Here is a 19397-nt window from a genome sequence, read left to right on the forward strand (position 1 = left end):
ATTTTGTATTTAGAATTTAACTACAATTTTTTCTGAAACTAATTTATCATTCTGATAAGATTCGAAGTACCATTGTCCATCTTCTTTTAAGATTAAAGAACCCTGAACATTATCTTTTATAGCAATATAAACATTTGGCTGAGAAGTTTTAAGAAGCTTCATAACTACCTTTGGTGTTTTATCAATCAATTGATAGCCAGATTCTGTTGGTTGCGCATATAATAAATTTGGATCTTTCAAATCTGGCGAAGATGCAATAGCAACTGGAGTTGCAACCACAGTTGTTGCCACAGCAGCTTTTACAGGAGCAGATGTTTTTGAATTTGCAACTGGATTTCCACTATATTTATAATGCAAAGCATAAACTGACTTAAAGGCATTGTCTAACGCTTCTTTATAAGCCACTTCATATTCTTTCTCTCTACTTTTTCCTGCTTCTGAAGTAAAAACCACTTGTCCAAAACAATCCTTAAATTTTATAATAAGTTTAGTTACCAAGAAAGCATTATCTCTTACTACATCCATATATAAAACCTGGCAACGGTCTGTATATCCCTCAGGAAGTTGTTCATTTGAATAAAAAGCTTCTAAACCAGCTTTAGTCAAATTTTGCTTGCTTAAAGTTGCCAAACGATATTGATTATCAGTCTTCATAAACTCATATTTCAGAGGAATAATTACAGCTTTGTAATCATTAATAGACTGTGCAAATCCAACAACTGAACATAAAATTGCAGTAAGTAAAATTTTAATTCTCATCATTATAAATATTTTTTTAGTTCTAATAAATGGTTAATTTGTTTATAATTTTCGGAAACGTCTACTCGCTTTTCATTAAAGAAAATAGCATCTATACCAGCATTTAAAGCACCATTTACATCAGCCTCAAAATCATCTCCGATCATGATACTGCTTTCTTTAGATGTATTGGCTAATTTTAATGCATAGTCAAATATAATACTATTTGGCTTTTTAACTCCAGCTAATTCCGAATTTGTAATGGTACTGAAATATCCTCCAAGCGAAGCATTATTAATTTTCTTTTCCTGAACCTTAGCAAATCCGTTTGTTATAATATGAAGTTTGTACTTAGGCTTTAAATATTCCAAAACTTCAATTGCCCCATCAAAAAGATAATTGTTGTCGGTAAGAAACTCGATATAGTCATTGGCAATTTCCAAAATATTCTCTTCTGAAATTACATAATTCAAAGCGTCGAAAGAAAACTTCAAACGATTATAACGCAGCTCCTGATGTGTAATTTTATCATTCTGATACAATTTCCAACATTCTTGATTGATTGGAATATATTCTTTAATAAAATCTTGAGTAACGATTTCTTGATGCTTAGTTTTGAAAATTCGATCAAAAGCCATTTCTGAATTTTTATCAAAATCCCAAAGCGTATGATCTAAATCAAAAAAGATGTCGGTAATATTGGTGTTCATGTATTAAAAAATTCCTTCATCTACAAAACTATAATATTTTGATTCAGTTATAATAACATGATCTAAAACTTTAACATCTAATATTTCTCCAGCAGTTTTAATTTTCTTGGTAATTTGTTTGTCGGCAATACTCGGATCCAAACCACCTGAAGGATGATTATGACACAAAATCAAGGCTGTAGCGCCATTTTCTAGCGCTAATTTAAAAACCAATCGTATATCTACAACTGTCCCAGCAATACCTCCTTTACTTAATTGCGATTTATAAATCACTTTATTTGAATTATTAAGAAAAAGTACCCAAAATTCTTCATGCGGAAGTTCTCCGATAATGGGCTGCATAATATCAAAAACAGCTTTACTCGAAGTTATTTTTTTTAATTTTAAAACATCTTCTATTCTTTGTCTCCTACCCAATTCTAAAGCCGATACTATTGAAACGGCTTTTGCTTCACCTATGCCTTTAAATTGCATCAACTGAGAAATAGTCATTTTACCTAAGGCAGTTAGATTTTTGGTAGCCGCTAAAATACGCTTACTTAAAGCAACCGCAGATTCATTACGACTTCCAGAACCAATTAGAATAGCTAATAATTCGGCGTCACTTAAAGCATCTTTTCCTTTGAGCATTAGTTTTTCGCGAGGTTTGTCATCATCTGACCAATTTTTTATAGCAAAATGTCCACCTTCCATAATATAAATTTTGAAAGGCGAAGATATCAAAAAGAAGAAAAATCTTTCAAAAAATATCAGCCGTTTTTAAAATTTATTATCTTTAAAAATTAAATCACCTGAAAATGAAACCTTTCCTTTCCTTCCTTATTTTATTATCTTTTCTCTCCTGTCGGCAAAAAGAAACTAAAAGCATCGACGTTTCAAATTATACCGAACCCAAAACTTTCTCCGAAAGGCTATCACAAGCCGCAATTTCAATAATTGATCCATCAATAGATTATGATCCTTCTTATTTTAAAATTGATTATCCAAATGGTGATATTCCAAAAAACAAAGGAGTTTGTACCGATGTAATAATAAGGTCGTATCGAATTCTAAATATCGATTTACAAAAAGAAGTCCATGAAGATATGATTGAAAATTTTTCGCTTTATCCAAATCTAAAAAAATGGGGAATGACAAAAACCGATACCAATATAGATCACAGAAGAGTTCCTAATCTTGAAGTCTTTTTTGAGAGAAAAGGCGCTAAATTGCCTGTTACACAAAATGCTAAAGACTATAAAACTGGAGAACTTGTCACCTGGACAATTAACAACAAACTTCCGCACATTGGTATTGTAACTAATAAAAAATCAGCTGACGGAAAACGCAATTTGATAGTCCATAATGTAGGAGGCGGACAAGTTTTGGAAGATTGCTTATTTAAATATAAAATTGTAGGACATTATAAATACGAAGAAATTTCTAATTAGAAAATTTGTCAATTATATAATTCAAAAAAAAATGTGCCAATCGTATAGCAATTGACACATTATCTAATTTCCAAATTGACTAATTTTCTAATTAATCAAACCTTTAACATCATCAAAATTTAAACCTCCGTAATTTCCTGAACTCATTAATAAAAGTGCAGAATTATCTAAATTTAAATTGAATAAATATTCTTTAAACTCAGCTGGATTGGTATAAATGATTAAATCTTTTCTATTGAATGCAGTCGCTATTTGCTCATAAGTTACTTCTTCCAGTTGTTTAATTTTAACCGCATCTGGCGAATAAAAAACAACCGCAACATCAGCATATTCTAGAGCGCCTTCATATTCTTTCAAGAATTCAGCATTTAGACTGCTATAAGTATGCAATTCTAAACAAGCTACTAAAGTTCTATTTGGATATTGCTCTTTTACCGCTTTTGTTGTCGCAGCCACTTTACTTGGCGAATGCGCAAAATCTTTATAAGCTACTTTTCCTTTTCCTTCGGCAATTTTTTCTAAACGCTTAGATGCGCCTTTAAAACTTGCAATTGCTTCGTAGAAATCCGCTTCATCAACACCCATGTTTTGGCAAATCCATTTTGCTCCAGCTAAATTATTTAAGTTGTGTGCTCCAAAAACTTCAATTGGCATATCGCCTTCTGGTGTTTTTAACAAAGTCACTCCATCACTCACAGCATATTCTGGAGTTGAATAAGCGATTTTTCTAATCGGATTTGTTGCTGCTTCAGAAACGCGTTTTACTTCTGGATCATTTTCGTTATAAACCAAAATTCCACCATTTGTAATTTTTTCGATGAAAATCTCAAACTGTTCAACGTAATTTTCATACGTTGGAAAAACATTAATATGATCCCAAGCAATTCCAGAAATCAAAGCAATGTTTGGCTGATATAAATGAAATTTCGGACGTCTGTCAATTGGTGAAGATAAATACTCATCTCCTTCCAAAACCATAAAATCATTTTCTTCAGTCAAATGCACCATTGTATCAAACCCTTCCAACTGTGCTCCTACCATATAATCAACAGCAATATTATGATAATGCATTACATGAAGAATCATCGAAGTAATCGTTGTTTTACCATGAGAACCACCAATTACGACACGCGTTTTATTTTTAGATTGCTCGTATAAAAATTCAGGATAAGAGTAGATTTTTAATCCTAATTCTTGCGCTTTTAATAATTCAGGATTATCCGCTTTTGCGTGCATTCCTAAAATAATAGCATCAATATCTGAAGTGATTTTTTCTGGAAACCAGCCCATTTCTGCAGGAAGAATTCCTTTTTTCTCTAATCTTGATTTTGAAGGTTCAAAAATAGCATCGTCACTTCCTGTAACTTGGTATCCTTTATTATGTAATGCTAATGCCAGATTGTGCATTGCGCTTCCGCCAATGGCGATAAAATGTGTTTTCATTTAAAATGTTTAATCGTTAAACTGTTTAATCGGTTAATCGAAATGGCAAATAACTTATTAAACTCAATAATTATTCTTCAAAAATAAGGAATTATAGATTCCATCATTTGGTTTTAAAGATAAATTGTTAATTTGTACGAAAATTATTTTTAAAAGCAATTCTATCTTCCCAACCTTTTTTAAAATTTAATCATCTATAGATTAAAACCCTCTTATGAAAAATATAATATTTGTTTTATTATTTATCTCCACCTCAGTATTTGCACAACAAAATGAAAAGAAATGGGAAAAAGTAATTGATTTTGAAAATGAAGGAAAAACCAAATCAGCTAATGAATTAGTTGAAAAAATCTATAAAGATGCCGTTTCAGATAAAGATGAAGCCGAAATGATAAAAAGTTTTTTCTACCATTCAAAATACCTTCTTCTAATTGACGAAAATGCCCAGACTAAAATTTTAAATAATTTAAAAACCGATATAAATCGAGTTTCTATACCTTCAAAAGCAATTTTGAATCTCGTTTATGCAAAATGCCTTAATGATTATTTTATTCAAAATAATTATTCCATCCGAAATAGAACAAATATCAATACTCTAAATGATGATTTTTTAACTTGGACAGCCGTAAATTTTACGTCTCAAATCAATTTAATTTTAAAAAAGAGTTTAGAAAATGAACTTGTTTTAAAAAATACTCCTCTTTCAAAATACGATCAGATATTTGATTATTCGGCTTTAGAAGAATTTAAAAACGAAAACTTATTTGATTATATCATCAAAGAAAATATCGCCATTTATAGTTCAAAAGTTTATTCCGCTAGCTTTGCTCAAGAAGATATAATTAAATACAAAAATGACTTATTAGGCAGCTCTGCCAATTTCATAAAACTGAATTTAGACTTTATAACTTATGACGATTTACGTTTAGCATTATCATTATACCAAAAACAAGAAACCATAGATTCAAAGCAAGAAAATCAATGGGAGCGCATTCAGTTTTTAAAAAACAAATTAAATCTCTCCAATGAAGAATATCTTGATGTCATAATTCGCTTTCAAAAAAATGTAAAAGACAATTCGCTTATTCAGAAAATTCAATTGGAAAAAGCCTCAATTCTAGATCGAGATGCATCAAAAGAATTGAAGCCAAATAATAATATCGAGGCCATAGCAATTCTTGACAGCATAATAAAAGTAAATAATCGGTCAAATGCTTATAAACTTGCGATACAGAGAAAAGCAAACATTCTTTCCAAATCTTTATATGTCCAGCTGGAGAAATACATTTACAATGAACAAAATGCGAGGGCGTTTATTCATTACAAAAATGTAGATACTTTAAAAGTTTCATTTTATAAAATATCTCACAAACTGCTTCTTGATTTTAAAACAAGAAATCTAAACCAAGACAGTTTGGTGAATAGCATTATTTTGAAAAATGCACCTTCTTACACAAAAGAATATTCGCTTGTAAACAAAAAAGACTATTTCAAATATACCACCGAAATACTTTTGCCAAATATAAAAACTGGATCTTATTTAGTTTATTTTGAAAGCAATTCTGACATTAAAAACACAAAAGCTTATACGTATGAAACTATAACTTCATCAAACATTAGTGTCCTCGCATCTCAAGAAAATGAAATCGAAAAATATCAGGTTTTAGATAGAAAAACGGGAAAACCTATAGAAAATGTTACTATAAAAACATATAGCGCCACCTTTAAAACAGGAAAAAATGGAATTGCACTTTACAATACTAAAAATGTAAAATTCAAGGGTGATACTCTCGAATTGTTTACTTCAAACGATAGTATTCTAATTCACAAAGATTACATCAATTACATTATAGATTATGATAAAAGTGAAAATGAAGAAGATGACGATTATAAAGGAAAAGTCGAATTTTATTTAGACCGAGCCATTTATCGTCCGGGGCAAACTCTTTATTTTAAAGGAATTGCTATTAAAAAGAGGAAAAACAAAACCAGCGTTGTTCCGCAAACCTCTTTTAAAATTATTTTTAGAGATGCATCTTATAATGAAATCAAGAAATTTGATGTAACGACCAATGAATTTGGATCTTTTTCTGGCGAATTTATTTTGCCAAAATCAGGTTTGACAGGTTCTTTTGGAATTTCTGCTCAAGAATCTGACCATTCGAAAAATGATATTATTTATAATAAAAAAGAAAACGATCACCCTTTTTGGGATCATGTTGACTTAGAAAATTCTCAAACCTACTTTAGAGTTGAAGAGTATAAACGACCAAAATTTGAAGTCACTTTCGAACCTAAAAAAGAAACTTTTAAAGTAAACCAATCCATAAAAGTAAAAGGAAATGCCAAAGCTTTTGCTGGAAGTTCCATTTCTGATGCAAAAGTTACTTATAAAGTTACACGATATGCAAGCTATTACTCGAGAGACTATTATTCATCAAGTTCAAATGAAGTTTTAGTAACAGGCGAAACCAAAACAGATGCATCTGGGAATTTTGCCATTGATTTTATTGCTACTCCTTCTGAGGAAAGTTCAAAAAAAGATCTTCCAGTTTTCAATTATCTTATAGAAGCAGGAGTAACTGATATAAATGGAGAAACTCACGATGCACAGACAAATGTAAAAGTGGGTTATCATGATTTGGTTTTAGAAACCGTAATTAATCCTCAAATTAATACAAAAGATAAAAATGAAATTGTTTTAAAAAGCACCAATTTAAATGGTGAGTTTTTAGCTGCGAAAGGTGAAATAAAAATATATTTCGTAAGTCCGTTGCCTAGCAAATTCAAAAAACGAGTATGGCCTACGCCAGAAATTCAAATATTATCTGATGAAGATTTCGAAAAACTATTTCCGTACGAACAAAACGGTCAGGAGTATAGCAAAGAAGATGAAGTCTTAGTGTATTCGAAAAAAGTAGATACCGAAAAAGATAAAAAAATCGCATTAGATTTTATCTCAAATTACAAATCTGGAAACTACAAAATTGTCTTTTCAGCAAAAGACAGTTTTGATAATTTAATAGAAAACACAACTAAATTCCAGATTAAACAAAGCAAAGATAAATTCAATCCAAGTGTACTATTTTCGGCCGTACAGATAAATGAAGATGCGAAAAAAGATGGTTTTGTATTATTAAAATTAACCTCTGTAGTCCCAGAACTTTATATTTCAACAATTGGAAATTATGATAGTAAGGTCTTTTTTGAAAAAATTATTCATTTAGAAAACCACCAAACGACAATAAAAATTCCGCTAAAGAAAGAGTTTTACAACATATTAAGAATTGGGTTTCAAAGCATTTTTGAAAACGAAGTTTTTTCTAGTGATGTAGCAGTTGCATTAAAATCTATTACTCCAAAATTAGAATTTAATGTAGAAACATTTAGGAGTAAAATACAACCTGGAAGTCCAGAAAACTGGTCATTCAAATTAAAATCAAAAGACACCAAAAATGAAGCTGAAATTTTAACTTCCATGTATGACAGTTCATTAGATCAGTTTACAAAAAATGATTGGAATATATTAGCCATAAACGACTATAATTATAACAGAAGCTATAAGAAATCTTCATTTGGTTTTGATCAGGTTTCGGCCTCTATTATGTATTTAAATCTACCTCTAAACCAACTTGAACTATTTAGTGAAGACATTAAATTAATGTCGTTTGGATTCGATTTTAACAACAAAAATAATATTCATCAAAAGAGACTGTATCAAATGCAGGTTGCTAAAAAGGCTAAAAAACCTTACAATGCGAAATTGATTTCTGGAATTGTAACTGATAATTCTGGACTTGCCTTGCCAGGAGTTTCTATTGTAGTGAAAGGTACAAGACGCAGTACTCAAAGCGATTTTGATGGTTATTATGAAATAGACGCTAAAGAAAACGAAGAACTTGAGCTTAGTTATATTGGCAGCAAAACCCAATCTGTATTAGTAGGAAACAGAAAATTCATTGATATTGTTTTAACCAATGATTCAAGTACTTTATCAGAGGTTGTGGTAACTACTGCATACGGCATTCAGAAAAAAGCAAACTTATCTGCTGCTATTACTACAGTTAGTTCAAATGTTATTTACGAAGAAGATAATACTGTTTATGATATAGGTTCTGCAAACAAAAAAGCATTAGAAGAATTAAATCAAGTAAAAGCAAGAAAAAATTTATCTGAAACTGCTTTCTTTTTACCAAATTTAAAAACAGATTCACAAGGAAAAGTGAGTTTCTCTTTTACCTCTCCAGAAGCTTTAACCGCTTGGAAACTTCGCTTATTTGCACACAACAAAGAAGCAGTTTCTGGTTATTTGCAGAAAAACGTTGTAACTCAAAAGGAATTAATGCTTTTGCCAAATTTCCCGCGTTTCTTTAGGGAAAAAGATACAATTGTTATCACTACGAAAATTTCAAATGTTACCGCCGAAGCCAAAACTGGAATTGCTGCTTTACAACTTTTCGATGCTGTAACGATGGAACCAATTGATGCTAAAATGCTAAATGCAGATAACTTTAAAAGTTTCACGGTTCCAGCTTATGGAAATACTACAGCAAGCTGGACCGTTACAATTCCTGAAGGTTTACAAGGCATTCAATATAAAATCGTGGCGAAATCAGGTGATTTCTCAGATGGCGAAGAAAATATTATTCCTGTTTTAACTAACAATATGCTCGTTACAGAAAGTATTCCAATTTGGGTTCGAGAAAATTCGACGAAAGAATACACTTTTGAAAACTTAAAAAACAATAATTCGACAACATTAAAAAATCATCAATTTACATTTGAGTACACTTCCAATCCTGCATGGATCGCTATTCAATCTCTGCCTTATTTAATGGAATATGAGCACGAATGTTCAGAACAGACCTTTGCCCGATTTTATTCGAATGCGCTTGCTACAGAAGTAATTTCAAGCAATCCGAAAATTGCAGCCGTTTTTGATGAATGGAGAAAAAAGGGGAAAATCAATCCAAAATTAGAAGAAAATGAAGAGCTAAAATCAATTATTCTGGCAGAAACGCCTTGGTTAAATGATAATCAAAATGAAGATGAAAAGAGGAAAAGTTTTGCAGTTTTATTTGATTTGGAAAAAATGAAAACTTCGCAAGAAGCTACTTTCGAAAAATTAAAAAAGAAACAAAATTCTTATGGTAGTTTTTCATGGTTTGAAGGCGGTACTGGAGACGATTACATTACTAGACATATTTTAGCAGGATTAGGCCATTTGTCAAAATTGGTTAAAAATCAAAATCTTAAAATTGATGAAATTACTAAAAGCGCAATTCCTTTTATAGATGGCAAGTTTTTACAAGAACATCAAAAAAGAGTAAAATTCAATAAAGAAACGAACAGTTTAATTTGGAGATGGCCATATTCTAATTTGCATTATTTATATAGCAGAAGTTTTTATTTAGAACAATATCCGCTTTCGGACACTTTAAAAAAAGTAACCAAATTGTATCTAGAAACGGCAAAAAGAGATTGGTTAAATTATTCTATTTATGAAAAAGGACTGACAGCTTTAGTCTTAAATCGTTTTGGAGAAAAGGAAAGCGCTAAAAAAATCATTGAAAGTTTAAAAGAAAATTCATCTAACAATGAAGATTGGGGAATGTATTGGATTGCCAATAAACCAGGTTGGTATTGGTATCAAGCGCCTATAGAAACTCAAGCTCTTTTAATTGAGGCTTTCGCCGAAGTTACTCAAGACAACAAATCTGTTGATGCAATGAAAGTCTGGCTGCTAAAAAACAAACAAGCTAAAAACTGGCCAACAACAAGATCAACTAGTGAAGCAATTTATGCATTATTACTTCAAGGCAGCGATTGGCTTTCTGTAAAAGACAATACAATTATAAAATTGGGAGATGAAAAAATCATGACCAAAAAATTATCCGAAAATGAAAAAGAAGCCGAAATAGGATACATCAAACTAAACTGGAAAGCTGAAGAAGTAAAAAAAGAAATGGCTACGATTAGCCTTCAAAACAAATCTAAAATTCCAGGTTTTGGCGGTGTTTATTGGCAGTATTTTGAAGATTTAGATAAAATTAAAAATAACACTGGAGCTGTTTTATCTGTTTCGAAAGAATTGTATCTAAAGAAAAATACGCTTAAGGGTGACGAATTGCAAAAGATAACAACTAAAAATTCTTTAAAAATTGGAGATTTAGTTACAGTCCGTTTAATTATCAATTCGAAAGAAGATGTAGAATACATTCATTTAAAAGATATGCGCGCTTCTTGTTTTGAGCCTGTAAATGTTCTTTCACAATATAAATATTCTGATAGATTGGGATATTATATGAGTACAAAAGATGCCGCTACACATTTCTTCTTTGACCAAATCAATAAAGGAACTTATATTTTAGAATATGATATTCGAGTAAATAACAGTGGAGAATTTTCAAACGGAATTACGACAATTCAAAGTATGTATGCACCAGAATTTGCAAGTCATACAAAAGGAATTCGAGTAAAAGTGAATTAGAAATTCCAATTTTTAAATTCCTTCGCCAGTTCGCTAGCGTTCGTGTTCAAAATCCAACGAAAGTATATAATCTATATTTTTGTCAGTCAGAGCGAAGTCGAAGCCCCGTTCCAATTGGCAAGCCTTCGACTCCGCTCAGGATGACATACTTTACAAAAGTAAAAAACAATAAAAAACCCGACAGCTTAAAACTGTCGGGTTTAATTTTATATAAAGAAATGAAGATTATTTAGCAATCGTCAATTCGTCAATAATGTTTTTAGCACCTGCGTATTTGTCAATAATCCAAAGTACGTAACGAATATCAACGTTGATAGTTCTTTGTAATTTAGGATCAAAAATTACGTCTCCAGCCATTGCTTCGATGTTTCCGTCAAAAGCAATTCCGATTAATTCTCCTTTTCCGTTAAGAACTGGTGAACCAGAATTTCCTCCAGTGATATCGTTATCAGTTAAGAAATTTACTGGCATGTATCCCGCTTTATCAGCATACTGTCCGAAATCTTTTTTCTTGTTCAACTCTAATAAACGAGCTGGCAAGTCAAATTCTTGATCTCCTGCTTTGTATTTTTTAACCATACTTTCCATTGTAGTATAGTTATTGATTTTTGCATCGTTACGAGGATCTGCAGGTAAAGCACGAACTTTTCCGTAAGTTAACCTCAACGTAGAGTTTGCATCTGGATATTTAATTGCGTTCAATTTAGATTCTCTTAAACCTTCAACCAATTTACGGTAAGCAGTTGCAAAACCATCATCCGCTTTTGCTTGATCGTCTGTTTTAGAACGGTATTTTGTCAATAAATCATTAGAAATAATATACAACGGATCGTGTACAATTGCCAATGGCTTTGGATCAGCTAAAAATGCTAATACTTTTTCTTTATTAGTAAAATAACTAATCTCAGTTGCTTTTGCTACATCTGCAGTAAAGTCACCATTATTAGCTGTTTTCATTTTTGCAATTTCTGTAGCAATTCCATATTCAGCACCTTTTGAAGCATATAAATTCAATTGAGCTGCTAAAATATCTTTTTCTAACGGAGCGTTAAACTCACCATAGATGCTTTCAACCATTGCATTGATTTTAGGAAGCATTTCTGCTTTCTTAGCATCATTTTCTTTATAGTAAGCTATTAATGCATTTCCTAAATTAGCAGGTCCAGTTGCATAACTAGAAGTACGTAAAAGCTGCATCAAATAATTATCGTGACGTGCTTTTAAGTTTGTTTCTCTGTAATAATCGTTGATAGTCGGAATTACATTTTCATATTTCTCTTTGTTTGCAGGTTTACTTGCCCACTCGTAGAATTTATCCTCTTGTTCTGCTTTTGTATCTACAGTTCCAGCTTTTGTTAAAGCATCGATCATACCTTGACGGTTTTTCCAGTAGTTTGCAGTTGAAGCATATTTAGAAGCATACTGTAAACGAACAGTTGCATCTTTATCCATATACTTTTTCATTACATCCATTCCGGTTTTTGCACCTTCAACCCAAGCAGGATAAGCATATTTAATGTTTTGCTCAATTCCTCCAGCTGGCATCCAACGGTTTGTTCTTCCTGGATAACCTAAGATCATTGCAAAATCATTTTCTTTTACTCCTTTTAAACTTACAGGTAAATGGTGCTTTGGTTGCAATGGCACATTGTCTTTAGAATATGCTGCAGGATTTCCATCTTTATCTGCATAAACTCTAAACATAGAGAAATCTCCAGTTTGACGAGGCCATTCCCAGTTGTCTGTATCTCCACCAAATTTACCAACACTTTCAGGAGGAGTTCCAACTAAACGTACATCTGTGTAATCTTGATAAACAAAATAGTAATATTCATTTCCTTGAAAGAAAGGACGAACAGAAACAGTGTATTTTCCGTTTTCGCTGTTTTCTTTTTCAATTAAAGCGATTTCTTGCTGAATGATTTTGTTTCTTTCAGTTTCTGTCATAGTATCATTTACTTTAGACAAGATTCTTTTTGAAACATCATCCATACGAACAAAGAAACGAACGTATAAAGATTTAGGCTTTAGTTCTTCTGAACGATTTTTTGCCCAAAAACCATTTTTCAAATGATTTTGTTCTGCAGTTGAAAGTTCTGCAATCGCGCTATATCCACAGTGGTGATTAGTCAATACCAATCCGCTGTTTGAAACGATTTCAGCTGTACATCCTCCATTGAATTGTACAATCGCATCTTTTAAGCTATGATTGTTGATACTGTAAATTTCTTCGGCTGTCAATTGCAAGCCCATTTTTTCCATATCTCTATGGTTCAATCTTTCGATAAACATCAAAAACCACATTCCTTCATCGGCTCTCATTGGGAAAGCCATAAGGCACATGGTCAAGAATAAAATTACTTTTTTCATGTTATTTTGTTTAAGTGATGCGAATATAACTCATTTTCGCAAAAAAAATAAGCTAAACAATCATAAACTAAACATAACAAACAAAACAAAAGATGATTTTGCGAAATTCACAATTTTAGCAAACCAAGAATAATCTTTAAATTTTGAAAGTAACCTCATAAAAAATAATAAAAACATTAGATAAAACGATTTTAAACTTCAATTAAAATCATTATTTATAAAAATAAACTTTCAAAATAAAAATTGTATGCTAAATTTTTTCTTACAATTTGTTTTCTGCTACATTTGCCATCCAAAATAAAAATAAATTAAAATGAAAAAATTGTTAGTAGCAGTTGTAATATTATTTACAACGATGGTAAGTGCACAAAAAAACTCTATCCTATTAGGCGGAAATGTTGGATTCTCCTCTGATAAAATTGGAGAATCAAAACTTGAAAATTTTGAATTTTCTCCAAAAGTTGGATATCAGTTTGCTGACCAATGGACAGCTGGAGTTGAAGGTTCTATTATGAATGTAAAAACAAAAGGAACTGACACAACTGAAAAATATAAAATTGGAGGTTTTGTACGTTATACTGTACCGCTTTCAGATGTATTTTCTGTCTTTGGTGATTTAGGTGCTGGATACCAATCTACCAATGTTAATGATGCAAAAGGAATGTATGCAAGCCTTACTCCAGCTTTATTCATTAATATGAAAAGAGGATTTGGTTTAAATTTCTCTATTGGAGGAATCAACTATGATAATCTTGATGGAAAAAATGATCCAAGACAGGAACATTTTGGTTTTAACTTTGGAAAGACTTTAAGCATCGGAATCTCTAAAAACTTTGGTTTATAGATAAAAGTAAGATTTAGCCATCTTAATACTTTTTGTTTTTTCGTGCAAAAAGTAAAAACCCGACAATAAATAATATTGTCGGGTTTTATATTTTTAGCAAAATACTTTTACTCGTTAAGCATTTTCCAAAGTCTGTCTTTTAAATCTGTTAAACCTTGCTGGGCAACAGATGAAATAAACATATAAGGAACTCCGTTGAACGAAACATCTAATTCTGCTTTCAACTCTGCTTTCAATTCGTCATCCAACATATCGCATTTTGAAATAACAACAAGACGTTCTTTATCTAACATTTCAGGATTGTATTTTGTCAATTCATTCACCAAAATATCATATTCTGCTTTGATATCAGCAGTATCAACTGGAATTAAAAATAATAACGTTGAGTTACGCTCAATATGACGCAAGAAATAATGACCAAGACCTTTTCCTTCGGCAGCACCTTCAATAATTCCAGGAATATCGGCAATTACGAAAGATTGAAAATCTCTGTAGGCTACGATTCCTAAATTAGGTTTTAAAGTCGTAAACGGATAATCTGCAATTTTGGGTTTTGCTGAAGTTAATACAGACAATAATGTAGATTTTCCAGCATTTGGAAAACCAACTAAACCAACATCGGCCAAAACTTTAAGTTCTAGAATAACATCCATTTCTATTCCAAGCAAACCTGGCTGTGCATAACGAGGTGTTTGGTTTGTAGAACTTCTAAAATGCCAGTTCCCTAAACCTCCCTTTCCTCCTCTTGCAAGAATCTGTTTTTCTCCGTGTTCCGTAATTTCAAAAAGTGTCTCTCCCGTTTCCTTGTCTTTTACAACAGTTCCTAATGGCACTTCAATGATTTTATCTTCTCCATCTGCACCAGTACTGCGATCGCCTCCTCCATCTCCACCGTGACCAGCTTTAATGTGACGTGCAAACTTTAAATGAAATAATGTCCAGAGTCCTTTATTTCCAACTAAATACACATGTCCGCCACGGCCTCCATCTCCTCCGTCGGGACCTCCTTTTTCAATAAATTTCTCTCTATGTAAATGCGTAGATCCTTTTCCTCCTTTTCCGGAAGAAACATATATCTTAACGTAGTCTACAAAATTTCCTTCTGTCATTTTCTTTGTTTATGTAAAGTTTCAAGTTTCATGTTTCAAGTTTCAAGTTGCGTAATGCATAATCTGAAATTTGAAACATGAAACCTGAAACAAATTTTCTCTCTACTCTTTCAATGCTCTCACAAGCACTTTATCAATCTTAACACCGTCCATATCGATTACTTCTAGGACGAATTTCTGCCAAACTAGTTTTTCGCCTTCTTTTGGTATATGAGAAAGCTCGGTCATGATCATTCCGCTTACAGTATTTACTTCGTAATCGTTTGTTAGTTCGTCTAACTCGAAATAAGTTAAGAAATCGTGTAACGAATAATGTCCATCAACCAGCCAAGAACCGTCTTCTCTTTCTATAAGCTGGAATTCATCTTTATAAAACTCAGATGCATCTCCAACTAAAGCTTCCAGAATATCATTCAAAGTAATTAAACCTTGAAAAACCCCATATTCATCTGAAACTAAAGCGTAATGAACTCCTGTTTTCTTAAAGTTTTCTAAAGCTTTATAGGCAGTTGTCTGCTCCATTAAATAAGGTGCATCAGAAACTATTGCTGACAAATCAAAATTATCATTTTCGATGTTAGCAAAAATATTTTTAAGTGTTACAACTCCAACAATATCATCATAATTATCGTTATAAACTGGATAAACAGCATGCAGATCCTGAACTACCAATTCTTTGATTTTTTCTCTGTCTGCTTTTAATGGAAGCATATCAACAGATTTTCTGTGAGTCATTAACGAACTTACTTTTCTATCTCCGATATGGAAAACACGTTCCACAATATCCTGTTCTATTTCCTGAACTTCTCCTACTTCCGTACCTTCTTTAATAATGGCTTTAATTTCTTCTTCGGTAACTTTTCCGTCAGCAGTTGGTTTTATCTGAAAAACATTCAGCAAAAAATCTGTCGATGAAGTTAAAAGCCAAATAAATGGCGCCGTAATAATCGAGATCACTTTCATTGGCATTGCAACCATTTTAGCAATAGCTTCTGGATAATTTAATCCGATTCGTTTTGGAAGTAATTCTCCCAAAACCAATGAGAAAAAAGTTAAAACTACCACTACAATTCCAACTGCAATTGAATGTGCATAAGGTTTAAGAGCTGCAAAACCTGCTACAAAAAGTTCTACATCGGCAGTGATTTTGTCACCAGAATAAATACCTGTCAAAATTCCGATTAAGGTAATTCCGATTTGTACAGTAGATAAAAACTTATTTGGGGAATTGGCTAAATCGAGTGCCGTTTTAGCGCTTTTGTTGCCTTTTTTCGCAGCAGTTTCCAGCCTGTTTTTACGGGCCGAAATCAAGGCGATTTCAGACATGGAGAAAACTCCGTTTAATAGAATTAGAAAAAATATAATTAGTATTTCCAATTGATAGGGGATTCGTTATAAAATGGTCTCGTTAAATGTAATTTGTATTCAATTTATTAAGGCTGTCAATTAAAAAACTAATTTTTCTAACCCAAAAACTTTGATTGTCAAAAACATTTGAAAAGCCCGTTTTAGAGTTAGAAAAATAGTTTTTTTGAGCCCGATAATTATCGGGAGTAACGTACAGCTTAAAAAGCTTTCTACAAATTATCTATAACTGACGTTAAGCGCTCTGTAATTTGTTCAATAGTTCCGATACCGTCTACGGCATGAAACTTATTTTGTTCTTTGTAATATCCAATAAGCGGAGCTGTTTTCTCATTATATTCTTGATATCTTACACGAATTTTTTCTTCGTCTTGATCATCAGCTCTTCCGCTTGTTTTTCCTCTTTCTAATAAACGTGCTACCAAAATCTCATCATCAGCTTCTAAAGCGATTGTTGCTGTTACGCTTGACCCAATTGTTGGTAAAAATTTATCTAAAGCTTCTGCTTGATTGATTGTTCTTGGATAACCGTCAAACAAAAATCCTGCAGTATCTGGATGTTTTTTAACCTCATCAATTAACATTGCAGTTGTTACTTCGCAAGGAACCAATTCTCCATTGTCCATAAAAACTCTTGCTTTTTTTCCTAGTTCAGTATCATTTTTTAAATTGAAACGAAAAATATCTCCTGTTGAAAGGTGTGTTAAATTGTATTTTTCTTTTAAAAATTCTGCCTGAGTTCCTTTTCCTGCACCAGGCTTTCCAAATAAAACGATGTTAATCATAATTGAAATGAGTGTTGTTACCTCTGTCTTTCAGAAGTCTTTAAATGAATATATAGTTGTGTTTTGTTATTCTGCTAATTTGTAAACTTCAGTTAGGTTTCTTCCTAGACCATCGTAGTCTAAACCGTAACCTACAATAAATTTGTTCGGAATTCTAATTCCGATATAATCTATTTTTATATCTTTTTTATAAGCTTCTGGTTTAAAAAACAATGTTGCAATTTTAAAATGCTTTACATTTTGTGCTTTAAACAAATGCTTTAATTCTTCGATTGTGTTTCCAGTATCAATAATATCTTCGATAATAATTACCGTTCTTCCAGACAAATCTTGATTAATTCCAATTAGTTCTTTAACTGAATTTGTTGTTTCAGTTCCTTCATACGATGCCATTTTGATAAACGAAACCTCGCACGGTTTTTTATATTTTTTCAAAAAATCTGACACTACCATAAAAGCGCCATTCAAAACTCCAATAAAAATTGGCGTATCATCTCCAAAATCATCTTCGACCTGAGCCACTATTTTAGTTAAAGCAAAATCAATTTCTTTAGCCGAAATAAACGGAACAAATTGTTTATCGTGAAGTTGTATCATTATTTTTCATTTTAAAATAATGGACAAAGATAAAGAATTAGAACTTAACTGCTTCTATCAAAATGGAGTGTATCGAGATATTTTTTAAGAATGTTAAATATCAGTTAATGTTTACAAATTATTTTTTGAGACTATCTGAATTTTAAGTAAATTGTTGTACTATAATTATTTAACTCCAAAAAACCAATGAAAAAATCCTTAACCTTATTTTCAATCCCGTTACTAGCCTTAATGACTGCCTGCAATGGGCAAGTAAAAAAAGAAGAAAAAGAAGCTTTGGCAAAACAGCCAGGCAATATTGTAAAAACTGCCATTGGAGATATTACGCTTCCTCCACCCTATGCAACCGAATCAAAAAGCAACAATAGTAAAGTGATTGGCTGGCCTGCTGGCAAAACTCCAAAAGCCCCTGAAGGTTTTACTGTAACTAAATTTGCTGACGGATTTGAGAATCCGCGTTGGACTTACATTGCGCCGAACCAAGATATTTTTGTTGTAGAAAGCGGAACACGCAGCAGTAAAAACCAAATAACCGTTTTAAGAGATAAAGACAAAGATGGAAAATTTGAAACTAGAGAAGTTTTTATTTCTGGGCTAAACAAACCTTTTGGAATGCTAGCCTTAAAAGACTTTTTCTACATTGCCAATACCGACGGACTATACCGTTACCCTTATAAAAACAATCCGCTTAAGCTAGAAACTAAAGGCGAAAAAATTCTTGAACTTCCTGCGGGAGGTTACAACAATCACTGGACCAGAAATTTATTGGCAAGTCCAGACGGAAACAAAATTTACGTTTCTGTAGGTTCCGGTAGTAATGTTGGCGAAAACGGAATGGACAAAGAAGTGCGTCGCGCCGCGATTTTAGAAATTAATCCTGACGGAACTGGAGAAAAAATCTTCGCTTCGGGTCTTAGAAATCCAGTTGGAATGGACTGGAATCCTGCCAACAAAGAACTGTGGACTGCAGTAAATGAACGAGACGAATTGGGTGACGACTTAGTTCCAGATTATATTACAAGTGTAAAAAGAGACGGTTTCTACGGATGGCCTTATTCTTATTTTGGAAGTATTCCTGATCCGAGAATGAAAGGCGAAAGAAAAGATTTAGTAGAAAAAGCAATTGTTCCAGATGTTCCCGTTGGTTCTCATACTGCTTCATTGGGATTGGCTTTTTATACTAAAGATGCTTTTCCTGCAAAATATAAAAACGGCGCTTTTGTAGGTCAGCATGGTTCTTGGAACCGTTCAAAAATTTCGGGTTATAAAGTGTTATTTGCTCCTTTTAAAGATGGAAAACCTTCAGGAAAACCAGAAGATTTTTTAACTGGTTTTATTTCTGATGCAAACAAAGCCGAAGTTTACGGACGTCCTGTTGCCGTTACCGTGATGAATGACGGATCGCTTTTAGTAAATGATGATAGCAGTAATACGATTTGGAAGGTTACGGCCAATAAATAAATCACAATACTTAAATCTCAAATTCCAATTCCGAAAATTATTGGAGTAATTATAA

The 19397-nt window shown here is 32.2% G+C and carries 13 protein-coding genes; 4 read left to right on the forward strand and 9 right to left on the reverse strand.

Annotated features, from left to right (window positions below):
- Positions 1-9 precede the first annotated feature (9 nt).
- From QLQ95_RS05425 to radC, 3 genes are read right to left on the reverse strand one after another with little or no spacing between them, the layout of a single operon-like run.
- Complete coding sequence (locus QLQ95_RS05425) at positions 10-759, reverse strand: hypothetical protein (protein WP_482504053.1); 750 nt, start codon at positions 757-759, stop codon at positions 10-12.
- Positions 760-761: 2 nt separating this feature from the next.
- Complete coding sequence (locus tag QLQ95_RS05430; protein ID WP_482502936.1) at positions 762-1448, reverse strand: YjjG family noncanonical pyrimidine nucleotidase; 687 nt, start codon at positions 1446-1448, stop codon at positions 762-764.
- Positions 1449-1451: 3 nt separating this feature from the next.
- Complete coding sequence (gene radC, locus QLQ95_RS05435) at positions 1452-2141, reverse strand: RadC family protein (RefSeq protein ID WP_482502938.1); 690 nt, start codon at positions 2139-2141, stop codon at positions 1452-1454.
- 104 nt (positions 2142-2245) lie between these two features.
- Between radC and QLQ95_RS05440 the strand changes: the two genes are divergently transcribed.
- Complete coding sequence (locus QLQ95_RS05440) at positions 2246-2878, forward strand: DUF1287 domain-containing protein (protein WP_482502940.1); 633 nt, start codon at positions 2246-2248, stop codon at positions 2876-2878.
- An 87-nt stretch (positions 2879-2965) separates the two neighbouring features.
- Here the strand turns inward: QLQ95_RS05440 and QLQ95_RS05445 are convergent, their stop codons facing one another.
- Positions 2966-4321, reverse strand: a complete 1356-nt coding sequence (locus QLQ95_RS05445; protein WP_482502942.1) for a UDP-N-acetylmuramate--L-alanine ligase — start codon at positions 4319-4321, stop codon at positions 2966-2968.
- A 214-nt stretch (positions 4322-4535) separates the two neighbouring features.
- Here QLQ95_RS05445 and QLQ95_RS05450 point away from each other — a divergent pair, with 214 nt between their 5' ends.
- Entirely contained in the window at positions 4536-10811 is a 6276-nt protein-coding gene (locus QLQ95_RS05450; RefSeq protein ID WP_482502944.1) for an alpha-2-macroglobulin family protein, read from the forward strand.
- A gap of 225 nt (positions 10812-11036) precedes the next feature.
- Here the strand turns inward: QLQ95_RS05450 and QLQ95_RS05455 are convergent, their stop codons facing one another.
- Positions 11037-13181, reverse strand: a complete 2145-nt coding sequence (locus tag QLQ95_RS05455) for a S46 family peptidase (RefSeq protein ID WP_320492987.1) — start codon at positions 13179-13181, stop codon at positions 11037-11039.
- 313 nt (positions 13182-13494) lie between these two features.
- Here QLQ95_RS05455 and QLQ95_RS05460 point away from each other — a divergent pair, with 313 nt between their 5' ends.
- Positions 13495-14025 (forward strand): outer membrane beta-barrel protein, encoded by a 531-nt coding sequence (locus QLQ95_RS05460; protein ID WP_482502946.1) that lies wholly within the window; start codon positions 13495-13497, stop codon positions 14023-14025.
- Positions 14026-14132: 107 nt separating this feature from the next.
- Here QLQ95_RS05460 and obgE read toward each other — a convergent pair whose 3' ends face one another.
- From obgE to hpt, 4 genes are all read right to left on the reverse strand, one after another.
- Positions 14133-15134, reverse strand: coding sequence for a GTPase ObgE (gene obgE, locus QLQ95_RS05465; RefSeq protein ID WP_248728288.1), 1002 nt, complete (start codon positions 15132-15134; stop codon positions 14133-14135).
- Positions 15135-15236: 102 nt separating this feature from the next.
- Complete coding sequence (locus QLQ95_RS05470; RefSeq protein ID WP_320492985.1) at positions 15237-16511, reverse strand: hemolysin family protein; 1275 nt, start codon at positions 16509-16511, stop codon at positions 15237-15239.
- Between the two features lie 200 nt (positions 16512-16711).
- Entirely contained in the window at positions 16712-17284 is a 573-nt protein-coding gene (locus QLQ95_RS05475) for an adenylate kinase (RefSeq protein WP_057114947.1), read from the reverse strand.
- 66 nt (positions 17285-17350) lie between these two features.
- Positions 17351-17881, reverse strand: a complete 531-nt coding sequence (hpt, locus tag QLQ95_RS05480) for a hypoxanthine phosphoribosyltransferase (protein ID WP_244165420.1) — start codon at positions 17879-17881, stop codon at positions 17351-17353.
- Positions 17882-18067: 186 nt separating this feature from the next.
- On the opposite strand from hpt, the gene QLQ95_RS05485 reads away from it, so the two are divergent.
- Complete coding sequence (locus tag QLQ95_RS05485) at positions 18068-19342, forward strand: PQQ-dependent sugar dehydrogenase (protein ID WP_482502950.1); 1275 nt, start codon at positions 18068-18070, stop codon at positions 19340-19342.
- The last annotated feature ends 55 nt before the right edge of the window (positions 19343-19397 follow it).

Source organism: Flavobacterium sp. B330r (assembly GCF_056824325.1).